General features: G+C 62.1%; 14 protein-coding genes. 3 read left to right on the top strand and 11 right to left on the bottom strand.

Annotated elements, in window-relative coordinates; all coding sequences use genetic code 11:
- Window positions 1-92: 92 nt before the first annotated feature.
- The 3 genes from ACBG85_RS23920 to prpD are packed head-to-tail and all read right to left on the bottom strand — an operon-like array spanning window position 93 to window position 3,630.
- Window positions 93-1,214 (bottom strand): bifunctional 2-methylcitrate synthase/citrate synthase, encoded by a 1,122-nt coding sequence (locus ACBG85_RS23920; RefSeq protein ID WP_047269777.1) that lies wholly within the window; start codon window positions 1,212-1,214, stop codon window positions 93-95.
- On the bottom strand, window positions 1,211-2,128 hold the full coding sequence (prpB, locus tag ACBG85_RS23925; protein ID WP_054825247.1) for a methylisocitrate lyase: 918 nt from the start codon (window positions 2,126-2,128) through the stop codon (window positions 1,211-1,213). The genes ACBG85_RS23920 and prpB overlap by 4 nt, the downstream gene beginning before the upstream one ends.
- On the bottom strand, window positions 2,128-3,630 hold the full coding sequence (gene prpD, locus ACBG85_RS23930) for a 2-methylcitrate dehydratase PrpD (RefSeq protein ID WP_075834387.1): 1,503 nt from the start codon (window positions 3,628-3,630) through the stop codon (window positions 2,128-2,130). The genes prpB and prpD overlap by 1 nt, the downstream gene beginning before the upstream one ends.
- 167 nt (window positions 3,631-3,797) lie before the next feature.
- Between prpD and ACBG85_RS23935 the strand changes: the two genes are divergently transcribed.
- Entirely contained in the window at window positions 3,798-5,219 is a 1,422-nt protein-coding gene (locus tag ACBG85_RS23935; RefSeq protein WP_058037687.1) for a short-chain fatty acyl-CoA regulator family protein, read from the top strand.
- 67 nt (window positions 5,220-5,286) lie between these two features.
- A complete protein-coding gene (locus ACBG85_RS23940; protein ID WP_372025132.1) occupies window positions 5,287-6,282 on the top strand; it encodes an endonuclease/exonuclease/phosphatase family protein in 996 nt (331 codons plus the stop codon).
- 70 nt (window positions 6,283-6,352) lie between these two features.
- Here ACBG85_RS23940 and ACBG85_RS23945 read toward each other — a convergent pair whose 3' ends face one another.
- The 6 genes from ACBG85_RS23945 to ACBG85_RS23970 form a co-directional block, all read right to left on the bottom strand.
- Window positions 6,353-7,591, bottom strand: a complete 1,239-nt coding sequence (locus ACBG85_RS23945) for a DUF222 domain-containing protein (protein WP_372025134.1) — start codon at window positions 7,589-7,591, stop codon at window positions 6,353-6,355.
- A 114-nt stretch (window positions 7,592-7,705) separates the two neighbouring features.
- Window positions 7,706-9,613, bottom strand: a complete 1,908-nt coding sequence (locus ACBG85_RS23950; protein ID WP_372025136.1) for an alkyl/aryl-sulfatase — start codon at window positions 9,611-9,613, stop codon at window positions 7,706-7,708.
- Between the two features lie 63 nt (window positions 9,614-9,676).
- Window positions 9,677-10,003 carry an SHOCT domain-containing protein gene (locus tag ACBG85_RS23955; protein ID WP_003939954.1) on the bottom strand — a complete coding sequence of 109 codons (327 nt, stop codon included), beginning with the start codon at window positions 10,001-10,003 and terminating at the stop codon, window positions 9,677-9,679.
- A 24-nt stretch (window positions 10,004-10,027) separates the two neighbouring features.
- Complete coding sequence (locus ACBG85_RS23960) at window positions 10,028-10,456, bottom strand: DUF6325 family protein (protein WP_007732604.1); 429 nt, start codon at window positions 10,454-10,456, stop codon at window positions 10,028-10,030.
- A 70-nt stretch (window positions 10,457-10,526) separates the two neighbouring features.
- Window positions 10,527-11,798: a nitrate/nitrite transporter gene (locus ACBG85_RS23965; protein ID WP_019745275.1), complete on the bottom strand. Its 1,272-nt coding sequence runs from the start codon at window positions 11,796-11,798 to the stop codon at window positions 10,527-10,529.
- A gap of 45 nt (window positions 11,799-11,843) precedes the next feature.
- Entirely contained in the window at window positions 11,844-12,839 is a 996-nt protein-coding gene (locus tag ACBG85_RS23970) for an aldo/keto reductase (protein WP_372025139.1), read from the bottom strand.
- A 101-nt stretch (window positions 12,840-12,940) separates the two neighbouring features.
- Between ACBG85_RS23970 and ACBG85_RS23975 the strand changes: the two genes are divergently transcribed.
- Entirely contained in the window at window positions 12,941-13,498 is a 558-nt protein-coding gene (locus ACBG85_RS23975) for a TIGR03086 family metal-binding protein (protein WP_020970773.1), read from the top strand.
- On the opposite strand, the gene ACBG85_RS23980 is transcribed toward ACBG85_RS23975, so the two are convergent.
- Together ACBG85_RS23980 and ACBG85_RS23985 are read right to left on the bottom strand one after the other, a co-directional pair.
- The gene (locus ACBG85_RS23980; protein ID WP_047270749.1) at window positions 13,495-14,769 is read right to left on the bottom strand and encodes an alkaline phosphatase family protein; all 1,275 of its coding nucleotides are present in this window, start codon (window positions 14,767-14,769) and stop codon (window positions 13,495-13,497) included. The genes ACBG85_RS23975 and ACBG85_RS23980 overlap by 4 nt on opposite strands.
- On the bottom strand, window positions 14,766-16,454 hold the full coding sequence (locus ACBG85_RS23985; protein ID WP_064074308.1) for an alkaline phosphatase: 1,689 nt from the start codon (window positions 16,452-16,454) through the stop codon (window positions 14,766-14,768). Before ACBG85_RS23985 ends, ACBG85_RS23980 begins: the two co-directional genes overlap by 4 nt.
- Between the last annotated feature and the right edge of the window lie 28 nt (window positions 16,455-16,482).

A 16,482-nucleotide genomic window follows, 5' to 3' on the forward strand; every position in this document is an offset into this window, starting at 1 on the left:
AGTGCGAACGGAGAAGCGTCGACGAGGCCAGGAGACGGTGATGCCAGAACCGAACCTCGCCGACGCAGTATCAAAGGGGCGTCATGCCACCGTCATGCCACGACTGTGCGCTGTGGCACGCCCGAATACTGGCTCAGCGGCCGGATCAGTGCATTCGACTGCCCTTGCTCGATGATGTGCGCCGTCCATCCGGTGATGCGGCTCATCACGAAGATCGGCGTGAACATCTCGACGTCGAAGCCCATGAGAAAATATGCAGGGCCCGTGGGGAAATCGAGATTCGGCTTGATTCCGGTGGCACTGACCATGGTCTTCTCGAGGATCTCGTACATCTGCACCCACTTCTCGCCGTCGGTCGCTGCCGCGACGTCGAGGAGGGCCTGCTTCATGGTCGGAACACGCGAATCACCGTTCTTGTAGACGCGGTGCCCGAAGCCCATGACCTTCTCCTTGGCAGCCAACTTCTCCGACATCCAGGCTTCGGCGCGGTCGGGGTCGTCGATCTCGAGCATGTCGTGCATGACAGCTTCGTTTGCACCGCCGTGCAACGGGCCCTTGAGCGTGCCGATAGCAGCGGTCACTGCGCTGTAGATGTCCGAAAGTGTGGACGTCACAACACGAGCGGCGAACGTCGAGGCGTTGAAGGAGTGCTCCGCGTACAGGATCAGCGAGACCTCGAAGGCCTTCACGATCGCCGACTCCGGAACAGCACCGAAGCACATGTTCAAGAAGTTTTCGGCGAAACCCAGGTCCGACTGCGGCGCGATGGGATCCTGACCGCGCCGGCGGCGGAAATCGGCTGCGACGATGGTCGGCAGCACAGCCGTCATCCGCAGCGCCTTGGCCAGATTGGCCTTCTCCGAGTTGTCGTCCTCCGCCGGATCCTCGGCGCCGAGGTAGCTGATCGCCGTGCGGACAACATCCATGGGGTGGCAGTTGTCCGGCATCTTGGTCAGGAGTGAGAGCAGTGAGCGGTCGGCACGACGGGCCGCACGCTCACGCAGGCAGAGTAATTCGAGCTGCTCGGGAGTCGGCAGTTCGCCGTACCAGAGCAGGTGCGCAACTTCTTCGAAGCTGCAGTTCGCGGCAAGGTCCTGCACTGCGTAACCGCGATACGTCAACGAATTCGTCTCGGGCACTACCTTGGAGATAGCCGTCGTATCGACGACAACTCCGGCCAAGCCCTTGTAGATCGTCGGAATCTGTTCGGTCATGTCCTACTCCCCTCCAAGCTGAAATTGAAAATGCCACTGTCGAATTCGTTGTAGCGCTCGTACTCGAGAATCTCGTACAACCTGCTGCGATGCTGCATTTCGCCGAGCAGTCCTTCTTGCGTGCCCTCCGCGAAAATCTCGCGCAGACCCTTTTCGATAGCGAACATCGCCAGCCGAAGGGTGGTCACGGGGTAGATGACGGCGTTGAAACCGATCTCTTCCAATGTCTTCGCCGAAATGAGGTTCGACTTCCCGAACTCGGTCATGTTGGCGAGGAGCGGAGTGTCGACTGCTGCGCGGAACTTCTCGAAGTCTGCTTCGGTGGCAAGAGCTTCGGTGAAGATCAAATCAGCACCGGCATCCGCGTAGGCCTTTGCTCGCTCGATCGCCGCGTCGATACCGTCGATTCCGGCAGCATCGGTGCGCGCGCAGATGACGAAGTTCGGATCACGGCGCGCCGACACTGCAGCACGAACACGGCGAACCATGTCTTCGGTGGGCACAATCGCTTTGCCGTCGAGGTGCCCGCAGCGCTTCGGGTTGATCTGGTCCTCGAGATGCAGACCGGCTATGCCGTCGTCCTCGAAGATCGTGACCGTGCGGGCCGCGCTCATGGGTTCACCGAATCCGGTGTCGGCGTCGACGAGCGTCGGGAGGTCCGTGACGCGCGCGATCTGCTTGCTGTGGCCGACGACCTCGGTCAAGGTGGTCAGTCCGATGTCGGGAAGCGCCAATCCGGCGGAGTACGCACCACCTGAAACGTAGACACCTTCGAATCCGATTTCCTCAATGAGCTTGGCTGTCAGCGGATTGATGGCACCTGGCAAGCGCTGAATCTTTCCGGACGTCAGCCCCGCCCGGAAGGCAATCCGCTTGTCGGCTGCAGACGTCGCTGCTGCGATGAGGCCCGACATCAGAAAAGTCCCTTGGCGACCTTGGGAGCCCGAGCGAGAACGTCTTCGGAAACGGTGAAGGTCAGCTGATCGAGTTCGCCTGCCTTCAATTCGGCGGTGCGCTGAGCCGCGTCGAGGAAGCGGTCCTGTTCGCTCGGCTCGATGACGCCCTCGGCGAGGGTGCGGAATTTCGCGACGTACTGATCGCGAGCGAACGGACGTGCGCCGAGCGGGTGCGCATCGGCCACCGCAAGCTCGTCGACGATGACTTCGCCGCTCTTCAAGGTGATCTCGGCGCGAGCACCGAAAGCCTTCTCGTCCGGATCCGTCGAGTGGTAACGGCGTGTCCATTCGGGATCTTCGCGCGTGGAGATCTTGTTCCACAGCTCGATCGTGTCCGCGCGCTGTGCACGCTCGGACGCGTAGGAACGTTCGTGGTGCCACGTACCGTCCTGTAGCGCAACGGCAAAGATATACATCACCGAGTGGTCGAGGGTTTCACGCGAGGCGGTCGGGTCGAACTTCTGCGGATCGCCGGAACCGGTGCCGATGACGACGTGGGTGTGGTGGCTGGTATGCAGGACGATCGAGGCGATCTGATCGAGATCACCGACACGAGAACGCATTCGGCGAGCGAGGTCGATCGGCGCCTGGCTCTGGTACTCCGCGGAGTGTTCTTTGGTGTACGAGTCGAGGATGGCGCGCTTCGCCTCACCCGAACCGGGCAGCGGAACGTGGTACTCCTTGTCCGGGCCACCGAGTAGCCAGGCGATGACGCCGTCTTCGCCTTCCCAGATCGGTGACGGTGCGCCCTCACCGCGCATCGCACGGTCGACCGCCTCTACGGCAACCTTGCCTGCCAGCGCAGGCGCGTACGCCTTCCAACTGGAGATCTCGCCCTTGCGGGACTGACGTGTCGCTGTCGTGAGGTGCAGTGCCTGGCCGATTGCCTGGTAGACCGTCTCGGTGCCCAGGCCCAGCAAAGTTCCGATACCTGCCGCAGCCGAGGGGCCGAGGTGTGCGACGTGGTCGATCTTGTGCTCGTGCAGGCAGATAGCCCGAACCAGGTCGATCTGGATCTCGTAGCCGGTCGCCAGACCACGAATCAGGTCTCGACCGTCACGGCCGGTGTGCTGAGCGACGGCGAGGATCGGCGGGATGTTGTCTCCGGGGTGCGAGTACTCGGCGGCGAGGAACGTGTCGTGGAAATCGAGTTCACGAACCGCGACACCGTTGGCCCAGGCGGCCCATTCAGGAGAGAACGTACCGGGGATACCGAACACGGTGGAGCCCGGCGTATACGGATGCGACTGTGCTTGCGCCCGCGCATTCACCACGGGACGGCGCACCAGGGAAGCTGCGGCAACTGCCGCGTTGTCGATGATCCGGTTGACGATCATGTCGGACGTGGCGTCGGTGACCTCGACGGGATCCGTCGCAACTTCCGCGATCTTCCACGCGAGGTGGTCTTCCTTGGGGAACTCTTCGGCAGAGCGGTGGGTGCGTACGAGATGCGTCTTCATCGATCCTCTTCTCACGTTCTTCGGTATCTATTTGCACGCTACGCAGCTCATTCACCTCGGGATAGGCCCTCGCAATTGCCTATTTATGCAATGACGATGCTGCAATGTTGCGAATGTTGCGAATAGCTTCTCGGTAGGGTGAACGCGATCGGCACCGAGGAGATTCGATGAAGAAGATGTACGCGGGAGCGCGGCTGCGACGGCTGCGGGAGGAACGAAACCTGTCACAGTCCGCACTGGCGAAGGCACTCGAACTCTCCCCCAGCTATGTCAATCAACTGGAGAACGATCAACGACCGCTGACGGTGCCCGTCCTTCTCAAGCTCAACGCCGAGTTCGATCTCGACGTGCAATTCTTCGCCTCCGATTCCGACGCACGCCTGGTTGCGGACGTTCATCACGCCTTGGCCGAAACTTCGGAATCTGGAGACGTATCTCTGGCCGAGGTGGACGAATTGGTGGCCCGCATGCCGGCGGTCGGACGCACCCTCGTGATGTTGCACCGCCGCCTTCACGCCGCGACAGAGCAGTTGGACCAGTTCTCGACGCAGTTGTCCGGCGAACCAGCGTCCGATGTGTCACTCGTACCGATGCCCTACGAGGAAGTTCGGGACTTCTTCTACGACCGAAAGAATCACATCGCCGTTCTGGACGACGCTGCCGAGCAGATGTTCCTGGACAACGGATTGTCCGTGGGCGCAGTGGATTTGCAACTGGCACGACTACTTCGCGATCAGCACGGCGTCACCGTGACGATCCGTACCGACGAACCCGACAAGCTCGGCCCCAAGCGTTACTACGATCCGAACAAGTCGGTCCTCACACTCGCCCGTCGTCTGTCGGCAGGACAACGCGCGTTCCAGATCGCAATGCAGTTGGCCTTCTTCACGCAGGCCGACGTGATCGATTCCCTTGTCGCCGAGGATGAATCATTGAGCGCCGAGTCCGCAGCGCTGGCCCGCGTCGGACTCGCACACTACTTTGCCGGCGCACTGCTACTCCCGTACACCCAATTCCTGCAATCCGCTGAGGCCTTGCGGTACGACATCGACCTGCTCAGCCTCAAGTTCGAGGTCGGCTTCGAGACAGTCTGCCACCGGTTGTCCACTCTCCAACGACACGGCCAACGCGGCATCCCTTTCTTCTTCGTCCGAACCGATCGCGCCGGAAACATCTCGAAGCGTCAGTCTGCTACCGCTTTTCACTTCTCCAGAGTCGGAGGCAGCTGCCCGCTGTGGGTCATCCACGAGGCATTCGCGAGCCCAGGTCGCATCCTCACTCAGGTCGCGAAGATGCCCGACGGCCGGACATACCTCTGGGTGGCGCGCACTACCCACAGCGGCGGACTCGGGTACCTCGCACCCGAGCGCAACTTCGCCGTCGGACTCGGTTGCGACATCGGCTACGCCGATCGCATGGTCTACTCACACGGAATTCAGACGGACGACCCCGTGACCATCGTGCCGATCGGCGCGGGGTGCAAAGTCTGTGACAGGCCAGCGTGCTCTCAACGCGCCTTCCCCCAACTCGGCCGCTCGATCTCCGTCAGTGAGAACAGCAGCAGCCACCTTCCGTATCCGCAACAATAGGGCGCAAACAATAGGGCGCACCGACTCCACCTGCAGTTTCCCGGAGCTACGACGCTCTTCTGCTTCCATGGACGTCATGCAACCCGATGCCGTGCCCCCTCGTCGACTGGTTCTTCGCCGCCTTTCGGCCGTGGCCGGTGTGGCCGGCATCGTGACTGGTTTGGTTGCCTTGATCGCAACTCAGTTGGACGTCGATCACAACATCGTGATCGTTCTGGCGTCAGTGGCGCCCTTGTTGATGATTGCTCCGCTGATCGGTGCCGTCGTCTCGGGTATCGGGCGTCAGTGGATCGTGTGCGCCGCCTCGATCCTCGTCCTTGGGTTGTTCGGATGGTCTGTGAGCCCGCTGTACATCGGCGGAACTGGGGAGTCGACGTCTGCGAACGGTCCATCGATTCGAATCATGCAGGCCAACTTGATGGTCGGTGCAGCGGATCCGGAGTCGCTTGTGGCGATGGTCCGCGAACGCGAGGTCGACGTGGTGACGGTCCAGGAGTTGACGTACCAGGAAGCCGACGCGCTCGAAGCCGCCGGGCTTGACGAGGTTCTGAGCCACCAATTCCTCGTCCCGTACACCGACGGTGGTGGCGGGGCAGGAATCTACAGTCGCTTTCCACTCTCCAATCCGCGTAGCCTCGACGGATTCTCACCCGAAACGCTGTCCGCAGAACTGAATGTCGGCTTGGCGCAGCCAGTCACATTGTTCGCCGTGCATCCGGCACCGGCGTACATCTCACCGGCCTCGGTGTGGGCGGACGAGCAGCGAAGGCTCGGGTCTTACATGGACAAAGTCGCCGGGCGGGACAACGTGATAGTGAGCGGCGACTTCAACGCGTCGTACTCGAACAAACAGTTCCGGAATCTTCTCACGAACGGATACACCAGCGCCGCCGACCAATTGGGTTCCGGCCTGATCCCGACCTATCCGACCGACAAGCGGTATCCGGCGGTGGTCGGTATCGACCACATCATCACGAAAGGCGCCGTGGCGACATCCTTGGAAGGGATCGAGATCGAGGGATCCGATCACCACGGCCTGATTGCCGACATCACGTTGTCTTGAGTAAATACTGGATTGAGCAAGCACCAGGGCATGGTTGTGCCCCGGTGCTCACGTCTTCAGTTGTCGCGATTCACGCCGCGGTGGGCGGACTGTTCCCGCCGATCGGCTGCTGATACGGATCGATCGACATGGGTGGATAGAACACCGTTTTCCGATCCGGGCCGATCTCGACACGCCATTCGGTGTGGTGCATCGTCCGGTGGTGATGACCGCACAACAAGATCAGATTGTCGAGATCTGTTGGGCCACCATCACCCCAGTGAACAATATGATGAGCATCGCACCACCCCGACGGAGTCCCGCACCCCGGAAACGCACACCCGCCATCACGAACCGCCAACGCCCGCCGCTGCGGCACCGTCGCTGTTCGCGCTTCCTTACCGCAGTCGAGCGGAACACCATTCTCGTCCAACAAGATCCGGGTGACCGTGCAATCGCACGCCAGCATCCGCGCGGTATCGATACTGATCGGGCCCACCCAATCCGCCCACGCGAAACCCAACTCCTCAGTGGACGGCAGTAGGTCTTTCAACGCCTTGAGGTCTGTCATGTCTTTCGCGGACGCGGTGACCGTGATGTGCGGTTTCACCCCGCCCTCGATCGGACCCAACCCCGCCCGCTCGTACCGGCGCAACAACTCGCAAAACCCATCCGCCCGCCGCAGCGCCGGAGTACGGGTGTCCTTCACGCCGTCCTTCTCCGGCGTCGGCGCAGACAGACTCGACAACAACGTGATCAGACGGGCCCCGTTCACCGCATCCAGATCACCCTTCACGGTCACACGCCCGTACAAACCTTTCGAGGCGTAGAACTCGTTACGCTCCGAATCCTCACCCACCGGAACGCCGTCCTCACGCTTGCCGTACTGCTTCTCGATCCGCCGAATCGCCGCCCGCACCGCATCACAATCGGCAATGTTCTTCGACGCCAACCCCAACAGAATCCCGCGAGCCTTGTCCACATCCGCCAGGGTCATGTTCTTCGGCGGATGCTGACAAAACGACGCCACCTGCCGCGCCTTCAACGCATCCACGTCACCACGGTGAAACGCATCGCCCACAACAGGCTCGAGCATCAACAACCGCGCCAACCCGACCAGCAGACTGCACTCACCGATCTCCAGATTCGTCGAACCATGCAACCACAGCGCGATCGCCCGAAAACCCTTCCCACCGAGAACGTCCCGGGAAAACATCTCCACGATCAGCAACACCATCCGCGACTGCAACTCGTGCCGGGCGCGCACCAGATCCAGAACCTCACCCTTGAGGTCCTCGCCATCCAGTTGCCACGCTTCCCGACTGTCCATGCTCAAAGTTTAATCGAACATACTTTCGATAACCAGAGACAAACCGGACAACTTCAAACAGGTGGGTGGCTCGAGACCTATTGAAGTACAGGCTCGTTCACGACTGATACAGCGCTAGGTCGGAGTGACTATCGCAAAGTTCGGATCCGGCTCGTCGAGGTACCCGGCAAGTTCTGCGAGCTTCGCCGGGTCGCCGGAAACCGAGATGGTTCCATTCGCAATCTCGGCACCCAAGTCCACACCACCGAGCAGCACACCGAGTAAGTCGCGCCGACTCAAACTGAACACCGCATCCACAGACCCAGCATCTGCAGACCCACCTTCCACGTCGAAATGGATCAGAACTCCGTTGCTGAGTTCCGTTCGGTGAACGATGTTTTCGTCAGTGATGTTCCAATCGACGACGATGTGCGAGCCCGCTGCGCGCACTCCATCCACGCGCAGCGATACTGCATCGAAGACTTGACTTACCGACAGCGCTGCGGTGATGTCGGGCGCCGCGGCAACCGTGGGCGTCCCCACTGAGCCGTTGCGCAGTTCGTATGCACCGGTGAGGTAGAAGTTCCGCCAGGTGCCGTTCTCGGCGCCGTACCCGAGTTGCTCGAAGGTATCGGCCTGCAGATTCTTGGCCTCGACGTTGTCCGGTTCAGCGAAGACCACGTAGTTCACCACCTGCGCAACCCAGCGAAAGTCGCCGCGCTCGTACGATTCCCGAGCTTTCCGTAACACTTCTGCAGATCCGCCCATGAACTCCACGTGACGCTTGGCCGATTCGACGGGTGGATGCTCCCACAGATGCGCAGGGTTACCGTCGAACCAACCCATGTATCGCTGGTAGATGGCTTTGACGTTGTGACTGACGGAACCGTAGTACCCGTGCGTGTGCCACGCTTGCGCCAATGCAGTTGGCAGCTCGATCGATTCGGCGATCTCGAGACCGGTCCACCCCTGATTGATTCGACGAAGTGTCTGATCGTGAAGGTACCCGTAGAGGTCGCGCTGCAATGACAGGAACTCGGTGAGCCGTTCGGTCCCCCACGTCGGCCAGTGGTGGGACGCAAACAGAACGTCGGATCGTGAGGCGTAACGATTGATCGATTCCGTCAGGTACGCAGACCAGACGTGAGGATCTCGTACCAGGGCACCGCGAAGCGTGAGCAGGTTGTGGAGAGTATGAGTTGCGTTCTCCGCCATACACAGTGCGCGCAAATACGGGAAGTAGAAGTTCATCTCGGACGGGGCCTCGGTTCCGGGCGTCATCTGGAATTCGATCCGAACGCCGTCGATCGTCTCCGTGTGACCTGTCTTCGAGATCGACACCGTCGGCGAAATGAGCGTCGGTGTGCCGGTTGAGGTGGTCTGCCCCAACCCGGCTCCGACGCTACCTCGGGGACCTCGGGGTAAGGCCGCCCCGTACATGTAGGCCGCGCGTCGAGCCATTGCCGTTCCCGCATAGACGTTTTCCTCGACCGCGTGCTCCACGAGCCCGGTGGGTGCGACGATCACGCATCGCCCGGCGGCGACGTCGTCGTCGGTGGTCACACCTTTGACCCCGCCGAAGTGGTCGATGTGCGAATGCGTGTAGATCACCGCGACTACTGGTCGATCACCACGGTGTTCCCGGTACAACGCGAGCCCGGCAGCAGCGGTTTCCCGGGAGATCAGTGGATCGATGACGATGATTCCGGTATCTCCCTCGATCAACGTCATGTTCGACAGATCAAGTCCGCGAATCTGATAGATCGAATCCGTCACCGCAAAGAGTCCCTGCTTGGCGACCAACTTCGACTGACGCCACAAGCTCGGATTGACCGTTGGCGGGCAGTCCTCGTCAAGGAAGGCGTAGGAATCGTTGTTCCACAGGACTTTCCCGTCCGAATCGGCAACCAGCCCCGGATCGAGCGCGGCGACGAAACCCCGCTTCGCCTCGGTGAAGTCGGCGTCGTCGGAGAACGGTAGAGTCTCGGCGACTCGGGCGTTCGCGGCTTCGATTGCGGCCGATGCCGCACGTGGGTCGATCATAAGTCAGCCTTTCACGCCGAATTGCGGCAATGCGCATTGCCGCAATTGAAGAGAACAGCAGGGCTAGCTCAGCAACTGCGCCTTTGCCGCCGCGAACTCGGCATCGGTCAACACGCCGGACTGATGAAGCTGTCCCAACTCCTGCAGCTTGGAGACCAGATCGTCCGCGCCTGAAGGGGGAACGGACTGCACGGGGGCGACCTGCTGCTGCGGCGGCGGCTGTTGCTGCTGGTACTCCTGCTGATATTCCTGCTGCTGCTCGCTGGCCTTTCGTTGACTCCGTCGATCCATGGCGTTGGACGTCGCCTTTGCGGTTCCAGCCACTACCGCCGTGCGCGCCACCGTGCCGAGCAACCCCGGCCGCCCTCTGCGTCCACCTCGAAAAACCATGCCGAACTCCTTGGGTAATTGTCGCTACTGAAATGCTGCTTCGACCGCTGCGACGACTACCTCGCGCGGTATCTGAACGTGAAGGACTACGTCGCCGCCGCCACCGCGAACCGTCGACGCGAGCTCACGCGCCCACGTCTGCTCGTAGACGATGACTGCGGCTGACGTTCCTGGTTCGAGTGACTCACGGACCACGTCCAGGTCCTCGTCACTGATCAATGCCTTGGCTTCGATGGACAGAATCGCCAGTCCGATGTCGGTGAGATCTTCGTCGACGTCGATCTGCGACACCTGTCCGTCCGCGTCCTTGGCGATGTACACGAGGTCGAGCAGAGTGACAAAACCTCGTTCCACCACGTTCTGCAGCGCGGCGACAGCTTCAGGATCCACAGTTGAACCTGGGAATGCCAGCACCACGAGCTCGACCGGTCCGATGTTCATTGCGTCGTTCATCCATCAAGCCTGGTGGCTCGGACGCTTGGGAACCTCACCCGCAGGGGATGAATTACCCGATGCGATCGAGTTATTTGTTGCGACGAATGACTTCGCGAATCGGCCGTACGTGTACGCCTTCTGCTGCGAGGGCGCGCCGGGCTTTGCCTCGGGTGACGAGCACGCCGACGATGCCGAGAACCCAGACCGGATATTGCACCATCCAGGCGACGCGGAATCCGTCGAACGTGTACCCGCCCATGTGCCCGAGGATGACGCCCATCACTTGAATCACGATGAGGGAAGCGAGGAATCCCCCGATGTTGACCATGCCCTGGGCGGTGCCCATCGCCGAACTCGGATTGGATGTGCGCGCGTAGTCGAAGCCGATCACCGAACCCGGTCCACCCACCGAGATGACGACCACCAGGATCGTCAACAACCAGAGCGGAGACGGTTCACTACGCGAAAGCACGATCGTCCACATGAGCGCGCTGGCCACCATGATGGTGAGAACCAACCACGATCGACGCATGGGATAGCGACCGGTGAGAATACCGAGGATCGGGCCTGCCACGATTGCCGAGATGACTGACAGCGTCAGCAGCGAGCCGACCGTCGTGGAGTCGAGGCCTTGAGCCGATTTCAGGTACGGCACACCCCACAGCAGCGCGAACGTCGTGATCGAGAACTGAGTCCCCATGTGGCTGAAGAACCCGAGTCGGGTGCCGGGCCGCATCCACACAGTCTTGATCTGTCGCCCGATCTCCTTGGCGCCGGCCGGCACGGCGACCACGTCGGCACCGGGAGGCGCGTCGCGGATGACACTCAACGCCAGCGCAAACGCCAACAGTCCGACAGCAGCAGCGCTGCCGTAGGCAAAAGTCCAGCCCGGTCCGGACAACAGCAACATGAACGGAAGCGCAGACATCACCTGGCCCAGCTGACCGAGGATGCCCGTGAACTGCGAGACCAGCGGCACCTGCCGGGGCGGGAACCACTGCGGTACCAACCGCAGCACCGAGATGAAGGTGAGTGCGTCGCCGGCGCCGACGGCGATACGTGCACCGATCGCAACGGGCAGCGATTCGGTGAAGGCGAGTGCCAATTGCGCGGACATCATGATGAACGCACCGACTGCGATCATGATCCGCGAACCGTAGCGGTCGAGGAGGACTCCCGCCGGAATCTGCATACCGGCGTACACGACGATCTGCAGCACGACGAAGCTCGACAGAACGCTGGGCGAGATCGAGAACCGATCAGCAGCAGACAGACCCGAGACGCCGAACGAAGTGCGGTGAAGCACGGCGATCACGTAGGCAAAAACACCGACACCCCAGACCAACCACACTTTTTTCATCGGGTCTGTATGTTACTCCTGTCTTTCGCAAGGCTCAGGACATGATTATTCGCGGCCCTGAGACACCCAATTCAGATCGGCCGAACGGAAGCCTTCGGTGATCGCGGCGAGGGAGTCGAGGCGAGCGATCTGGTCTGCGCTCAGAACGATGTCCAACGCTCCGGCGTTTTCGGTGACTCGTGCAGCGAACCGAGTGCCGGGAATCGAAACGGAAGGCAACCCGTACCGGCGGCCCTTGGCATCGAGCCATGCCAGGGAAACCTGTGCAGGCGTCGCGCCGAGCTCCTCACCGACGGCGCGGACCACGTCGAGAACCTTCTGATTAGCGGGGAGCGCGGAGTCCGAGAAGCGGGGGAAGCGTCGGCGTAGGTCGTTGTCACCGAGCGCCTCCGCATCGAACGATCCCGCCAGGAAGCCTCGGCCCACAGGTGAGAAGGGCACGAATCCGACTCCGAGTTCCGCGGCGGTGGGTACTACCTTGTTCTCGACGTCCCGACTCCAGATGCTCCATTCCGACTGGATCGCCGCGATCGGATGTACCCCGTACGCACGACGCAGTTCATCGCCGGTCGCCTCGGACAGGCCGATGTTGCGGACCTTGCCCGCCTTCACCTGCTCTGCGATCGCGCCGACGGTGTCTTCGATCGGCACGTTCGGGTCGACCCGGTGCAAGTAGTAGAGGTCGACATGATCGACGCCGAGTCGTCCCAGAGACTCGTCGAGTGCCCGCGGCACGTAAGCCGGGTCTCCGTTGATCCCGCGCTGACCGTTGGCGATGTTGCCGACCAGACCGAACTTGGTCGCCAACTGCACTTCGTCCCGGCGGTCTTTGAGAAGCTCTCCCACCGCACGCTCGCTCGAGCCCTCGCCGTACACGTTGGCGGTGTCGATGAACGTGATCCCGATGTCCACCGCATGGTGCAGCGTGGCGAGCGCCTCGGCCGGATCCACCGGGCCGTAGACCGGGGCGACGGACATCGCGCCGTATCCCTGGGCACTGACGGTGAGACCTTCGGCCAGAGTGACGGTGGGGACGGTCATGAAAACTCCTCGACTCGACTAAGCGACAACCTCGACAGTCTTCACCGAATCGAAGCCTCACGCACCGATTAACGTCACGCTGATCGGGTTACCCTCGAGTGATGGCATTCGATTGGCTCGAACTCGTACTCACCGCCCACCGCGAATTCGGTTCACGACTCGCTGCGGTCGAGGACTGGAACGCACCCACGCCCGACTCCGACTGGCACGTCGAACACCTCGTCCGCCACGTCATCGAGGAGCAGCAGTGGGTACCGCCGCTCCTGGCCGGACTGACGGTCGGCGAGGCGACACCGGACATCGTTCCCGTCGGGGACGACCTGTGGACCGAATGGCAGAAGTACTCCGATGCCGCAATCAAAGCGTGGAAATCGACGGACCTCAGTGCCCACGTTCACCTCTCGTACGGCACGGTGAAGGTGGAACCCTATCTGCGCCAGCAGACCTCGGACGTCACGATCCACACCTGGGACCTTGCGCGAGCGGTCGGAGCAGACGAGCGGCTCGATCCAGACCTCGTCGAGGCCGTCTGGTCCGACCTCGACGGGCAGCGCGACATGCTCGCCGAGAGCGGTCTGTTCTCCGCTCCCGTCGATCTTCCTGACGATGCGTCGTTGCAGGACAAGCTGATTGCCCTGACCGGTCGCGATCCTCGTTAGACGTTCAGCGACACACCCGTCGTGCGAGCGACGCCGTCCCAGCCGCCGGCAGGTGCACCGAGGCCGAGCAGAGCCGCAACCGTCGGCGCGACGTCGATCGTGCGAGCCTGCGTGTCGATCTTCCGTCCACCGTCCAGAGCGGGATGTCCGCCGCTGAGGAAGAACGGAATGGGCAGTGTCACGAAGTGGCCGTGGTTGCCGGGAATCGGGTTGGACAGTGGAGTCGGATCACTGAACCGCCAGCCCTGAGCGCAAAACGCAACGACGTCACCGGCATTGGTGCCGAGATCGAATTCGGCGGGGAGGTGGCTGGATTCGACGCCGTCCACACCATCCACGATCTGCTGAATCCGGCTGACGGCTTCCGCCCGTTCGCCATCGGGTCCGACGAAGTAGATCAGGTCTGCGCCACCGTTCTGGGCGATTCGAATCTTGCCTGCCAGCAATGGGTCCGCGTTCAGCGGTCGATCCAAGCCGATGAGCCGCGCGGGCTCCGACCAGTCCATCGAGTGGTCGGCCAACACGATCAGAATGCTCCGATTCCAGCGACCCGTGTCATGAAGGAAGTCGACGAAGCGGCGAACCTGGTTGTCGGTGTTCTGAAGTGCAGCCGTGCGAGCGATCCGGATGGACGGACCGGACAGATCCAGGTGCCCGACCCGATCGACGTCACCGAGGTTGGTGAATGACAGCCGCGGCGAGTTCCCGCCGACGATACGGATCAAGGCGTCGATCGTGAAGTTGTCCGGCGCATGCTCGGTACCGGGAACGAGCGGCTGCGGATCCCACACCAGTGAGGCGCGGTCACCGAACAGCCCGTGAAGGTAGCGCTTCGACAGCACACTCGCAGTGGTCAATCCGAGTTCGGTGCGTACCCGATCCAGAACCGTCGATGCCTGCAGGTCGGAAGGCCGATCGAGGTCCCGCTTCTTGTCGATGGACGGATCGTAGACGGAGTTGGCGGGTACACCCGAACGCGCCGGCAGCACTCCCGTCATCATCGCCGTGTGGTTCGGCAGCGTCTCTGCGATCGTGATGGCACTGGCGTCCGGGTAGTGGATACCGCCGGCCGCAAGCCCGGTCAGCGTCGGGGTGAGCTCCGATCGCAGCTCGTCCGGCCGCATGCCGTCTACGACTATGACATGCACGTCCAGGTCTGGGATTCCGGCGCTGGTGGGAACACTCGCGCGAGCGGGCGTTCCGAGCAATGCCGTTCCGGCGACAACACTTCCGCCGATCAGAACGCTACGACGCGAAACTTCGATACTCACTGGTCGACTCCTGGTCGGTACGAGGCCTGATCGAGGGCGGCCGAGGTGGGTGAGACTCTACTGCCCGCGCCTGCCGGAAGACGGTAGCTCACGGCGTAGTGCGCATTGCTCTGCGGATTGGTGAGATCGTCGACGTAGTACCAGTCCATCTGAGTACCTTCGCGGGCGATTTCGAATACGCCGTAGCCGTGCGAATCCAGTTCGACGTACCGCACGTGTCGGTTCACGGCCTTGAATGCTTCTTCTGCCGCAACGGTTACCGTGCGCGGTGGCACTTTCAGCATGTCGTCGATATTGGGCGACGTCACCGACGGGACGACGAACTCGGCGCCGACGGTCGGCCCACCCGGATAGTTGGCGGCGTTGGTCGGTAGGTCGCAGGCCCATGACGTGTGGATGTCACCGGTGATGAAGACGGTGTTGTCCACACCGTTCGAGGTGATCGCGTCGAAAAGCCTGGTGCGGTCGGCGGTGTACCCGTCCCACTGATCCGTGTTGTACGGGACACCGGCCTGCGGCACACCCACCAGTTCGGTCAACGCCGCGGTGGTCGCCGGTTCCAGCGGCGGGAACACGCAGGGCGTGATCATGACCGGATTGCCGACGACCTTCCACTGCGTCGGGGAGGTGACGATTCCGTTGGTCAACCAATCCATCTGTGCGCGTCCGGTAATGGTGCGCGACGGATCGTCGACCTGCTTCATGGTCGGTTGCTCGTCGCGGTAGGTACGCAGATCGAGCATCGAGATCTCGGCCAGATTCCCGAAGCGGAACCGACGATACAGCTGAACGCTCGAACCATTACCCGACGGGCGGACGGGCATCCACTCGAAATATGCCTTGGCCGAGTTGGCCTTTCGATCTGCCCAGTCACCTTCGACACCGGGAGTGTGGTTTTCGGCGCCGTCCCGGTACGCGTTGTCGGCCGATTCGTGATCGTCCCACGTGGTGATGAACGGGAGCTTCAGGTGCAGAGCTGCCAGATCCGGGTCTGTCTTGTACTGCGCGTGCCGAATTCGGTAGTCGGCCAGCGAAATGATCTCGTGGGCCGGCTCGTGAAGGCGAACGGATCCGTTTCTCGCGCCGTACTCCCCCTGCCCGTACTCGTAGATGTAGTCACCGAGGTGGATGATCGCGTCGAGGTCTTCGCGGAATGCGAGGTGACGATAGGCACCGAAATACCCCGCCTCCCAGTTGGAGCAGGACACCACGCCGAAGCGGAGACGATCGAGATCTGCCGAGTTCGACGGAGCCGTGCGGGTGCGGCCCACCGGAGAAACAGCCGAACCCGCAGTGAATCGGTACCAGTACGTCGTCGACGAATCGAGTCCGGTGACGTCGACCTTCGCGGTGTGATCGGAATCCGCCGAAGCAGCAACACTTCCGGACGCAACGACGCTCGCGAACCCCTCATCGGTCGCGACCTGCCAGTTGAGAGTCACCGCCGGCCCGACGCCGGAACCGGGCGTCGCGTCTGCCGTCGGGGTGATGCGGGTCCAGATGATCACCGCATCCGGCAACGGGTCACCGGATGCCACGCCGTGCGCGAAGCCCGGGCTGCCACCCGGAACCTCGGCACCGGCGTGACTCGCCGAAGCGACACCGAGACCTACTGCGCCGGCGAGGGCCGCCGATCCCTGCAGCAGGCCACGTCTGGATATTCGATCGAAGGCATTCGTGTGCACGCTAGGAGTGAACCCGCACCTGAACGGG

This window comes from Rhodococcus sp. NyZ502, assembly GCF_041464245.1.
Lineage (GTDB): Bacteria > Actinomycetota > Actinomycetes > Mycobacteriales > Mycobacteriaceae > Rhodococcus_F > Rhodococcus_F qingshengii.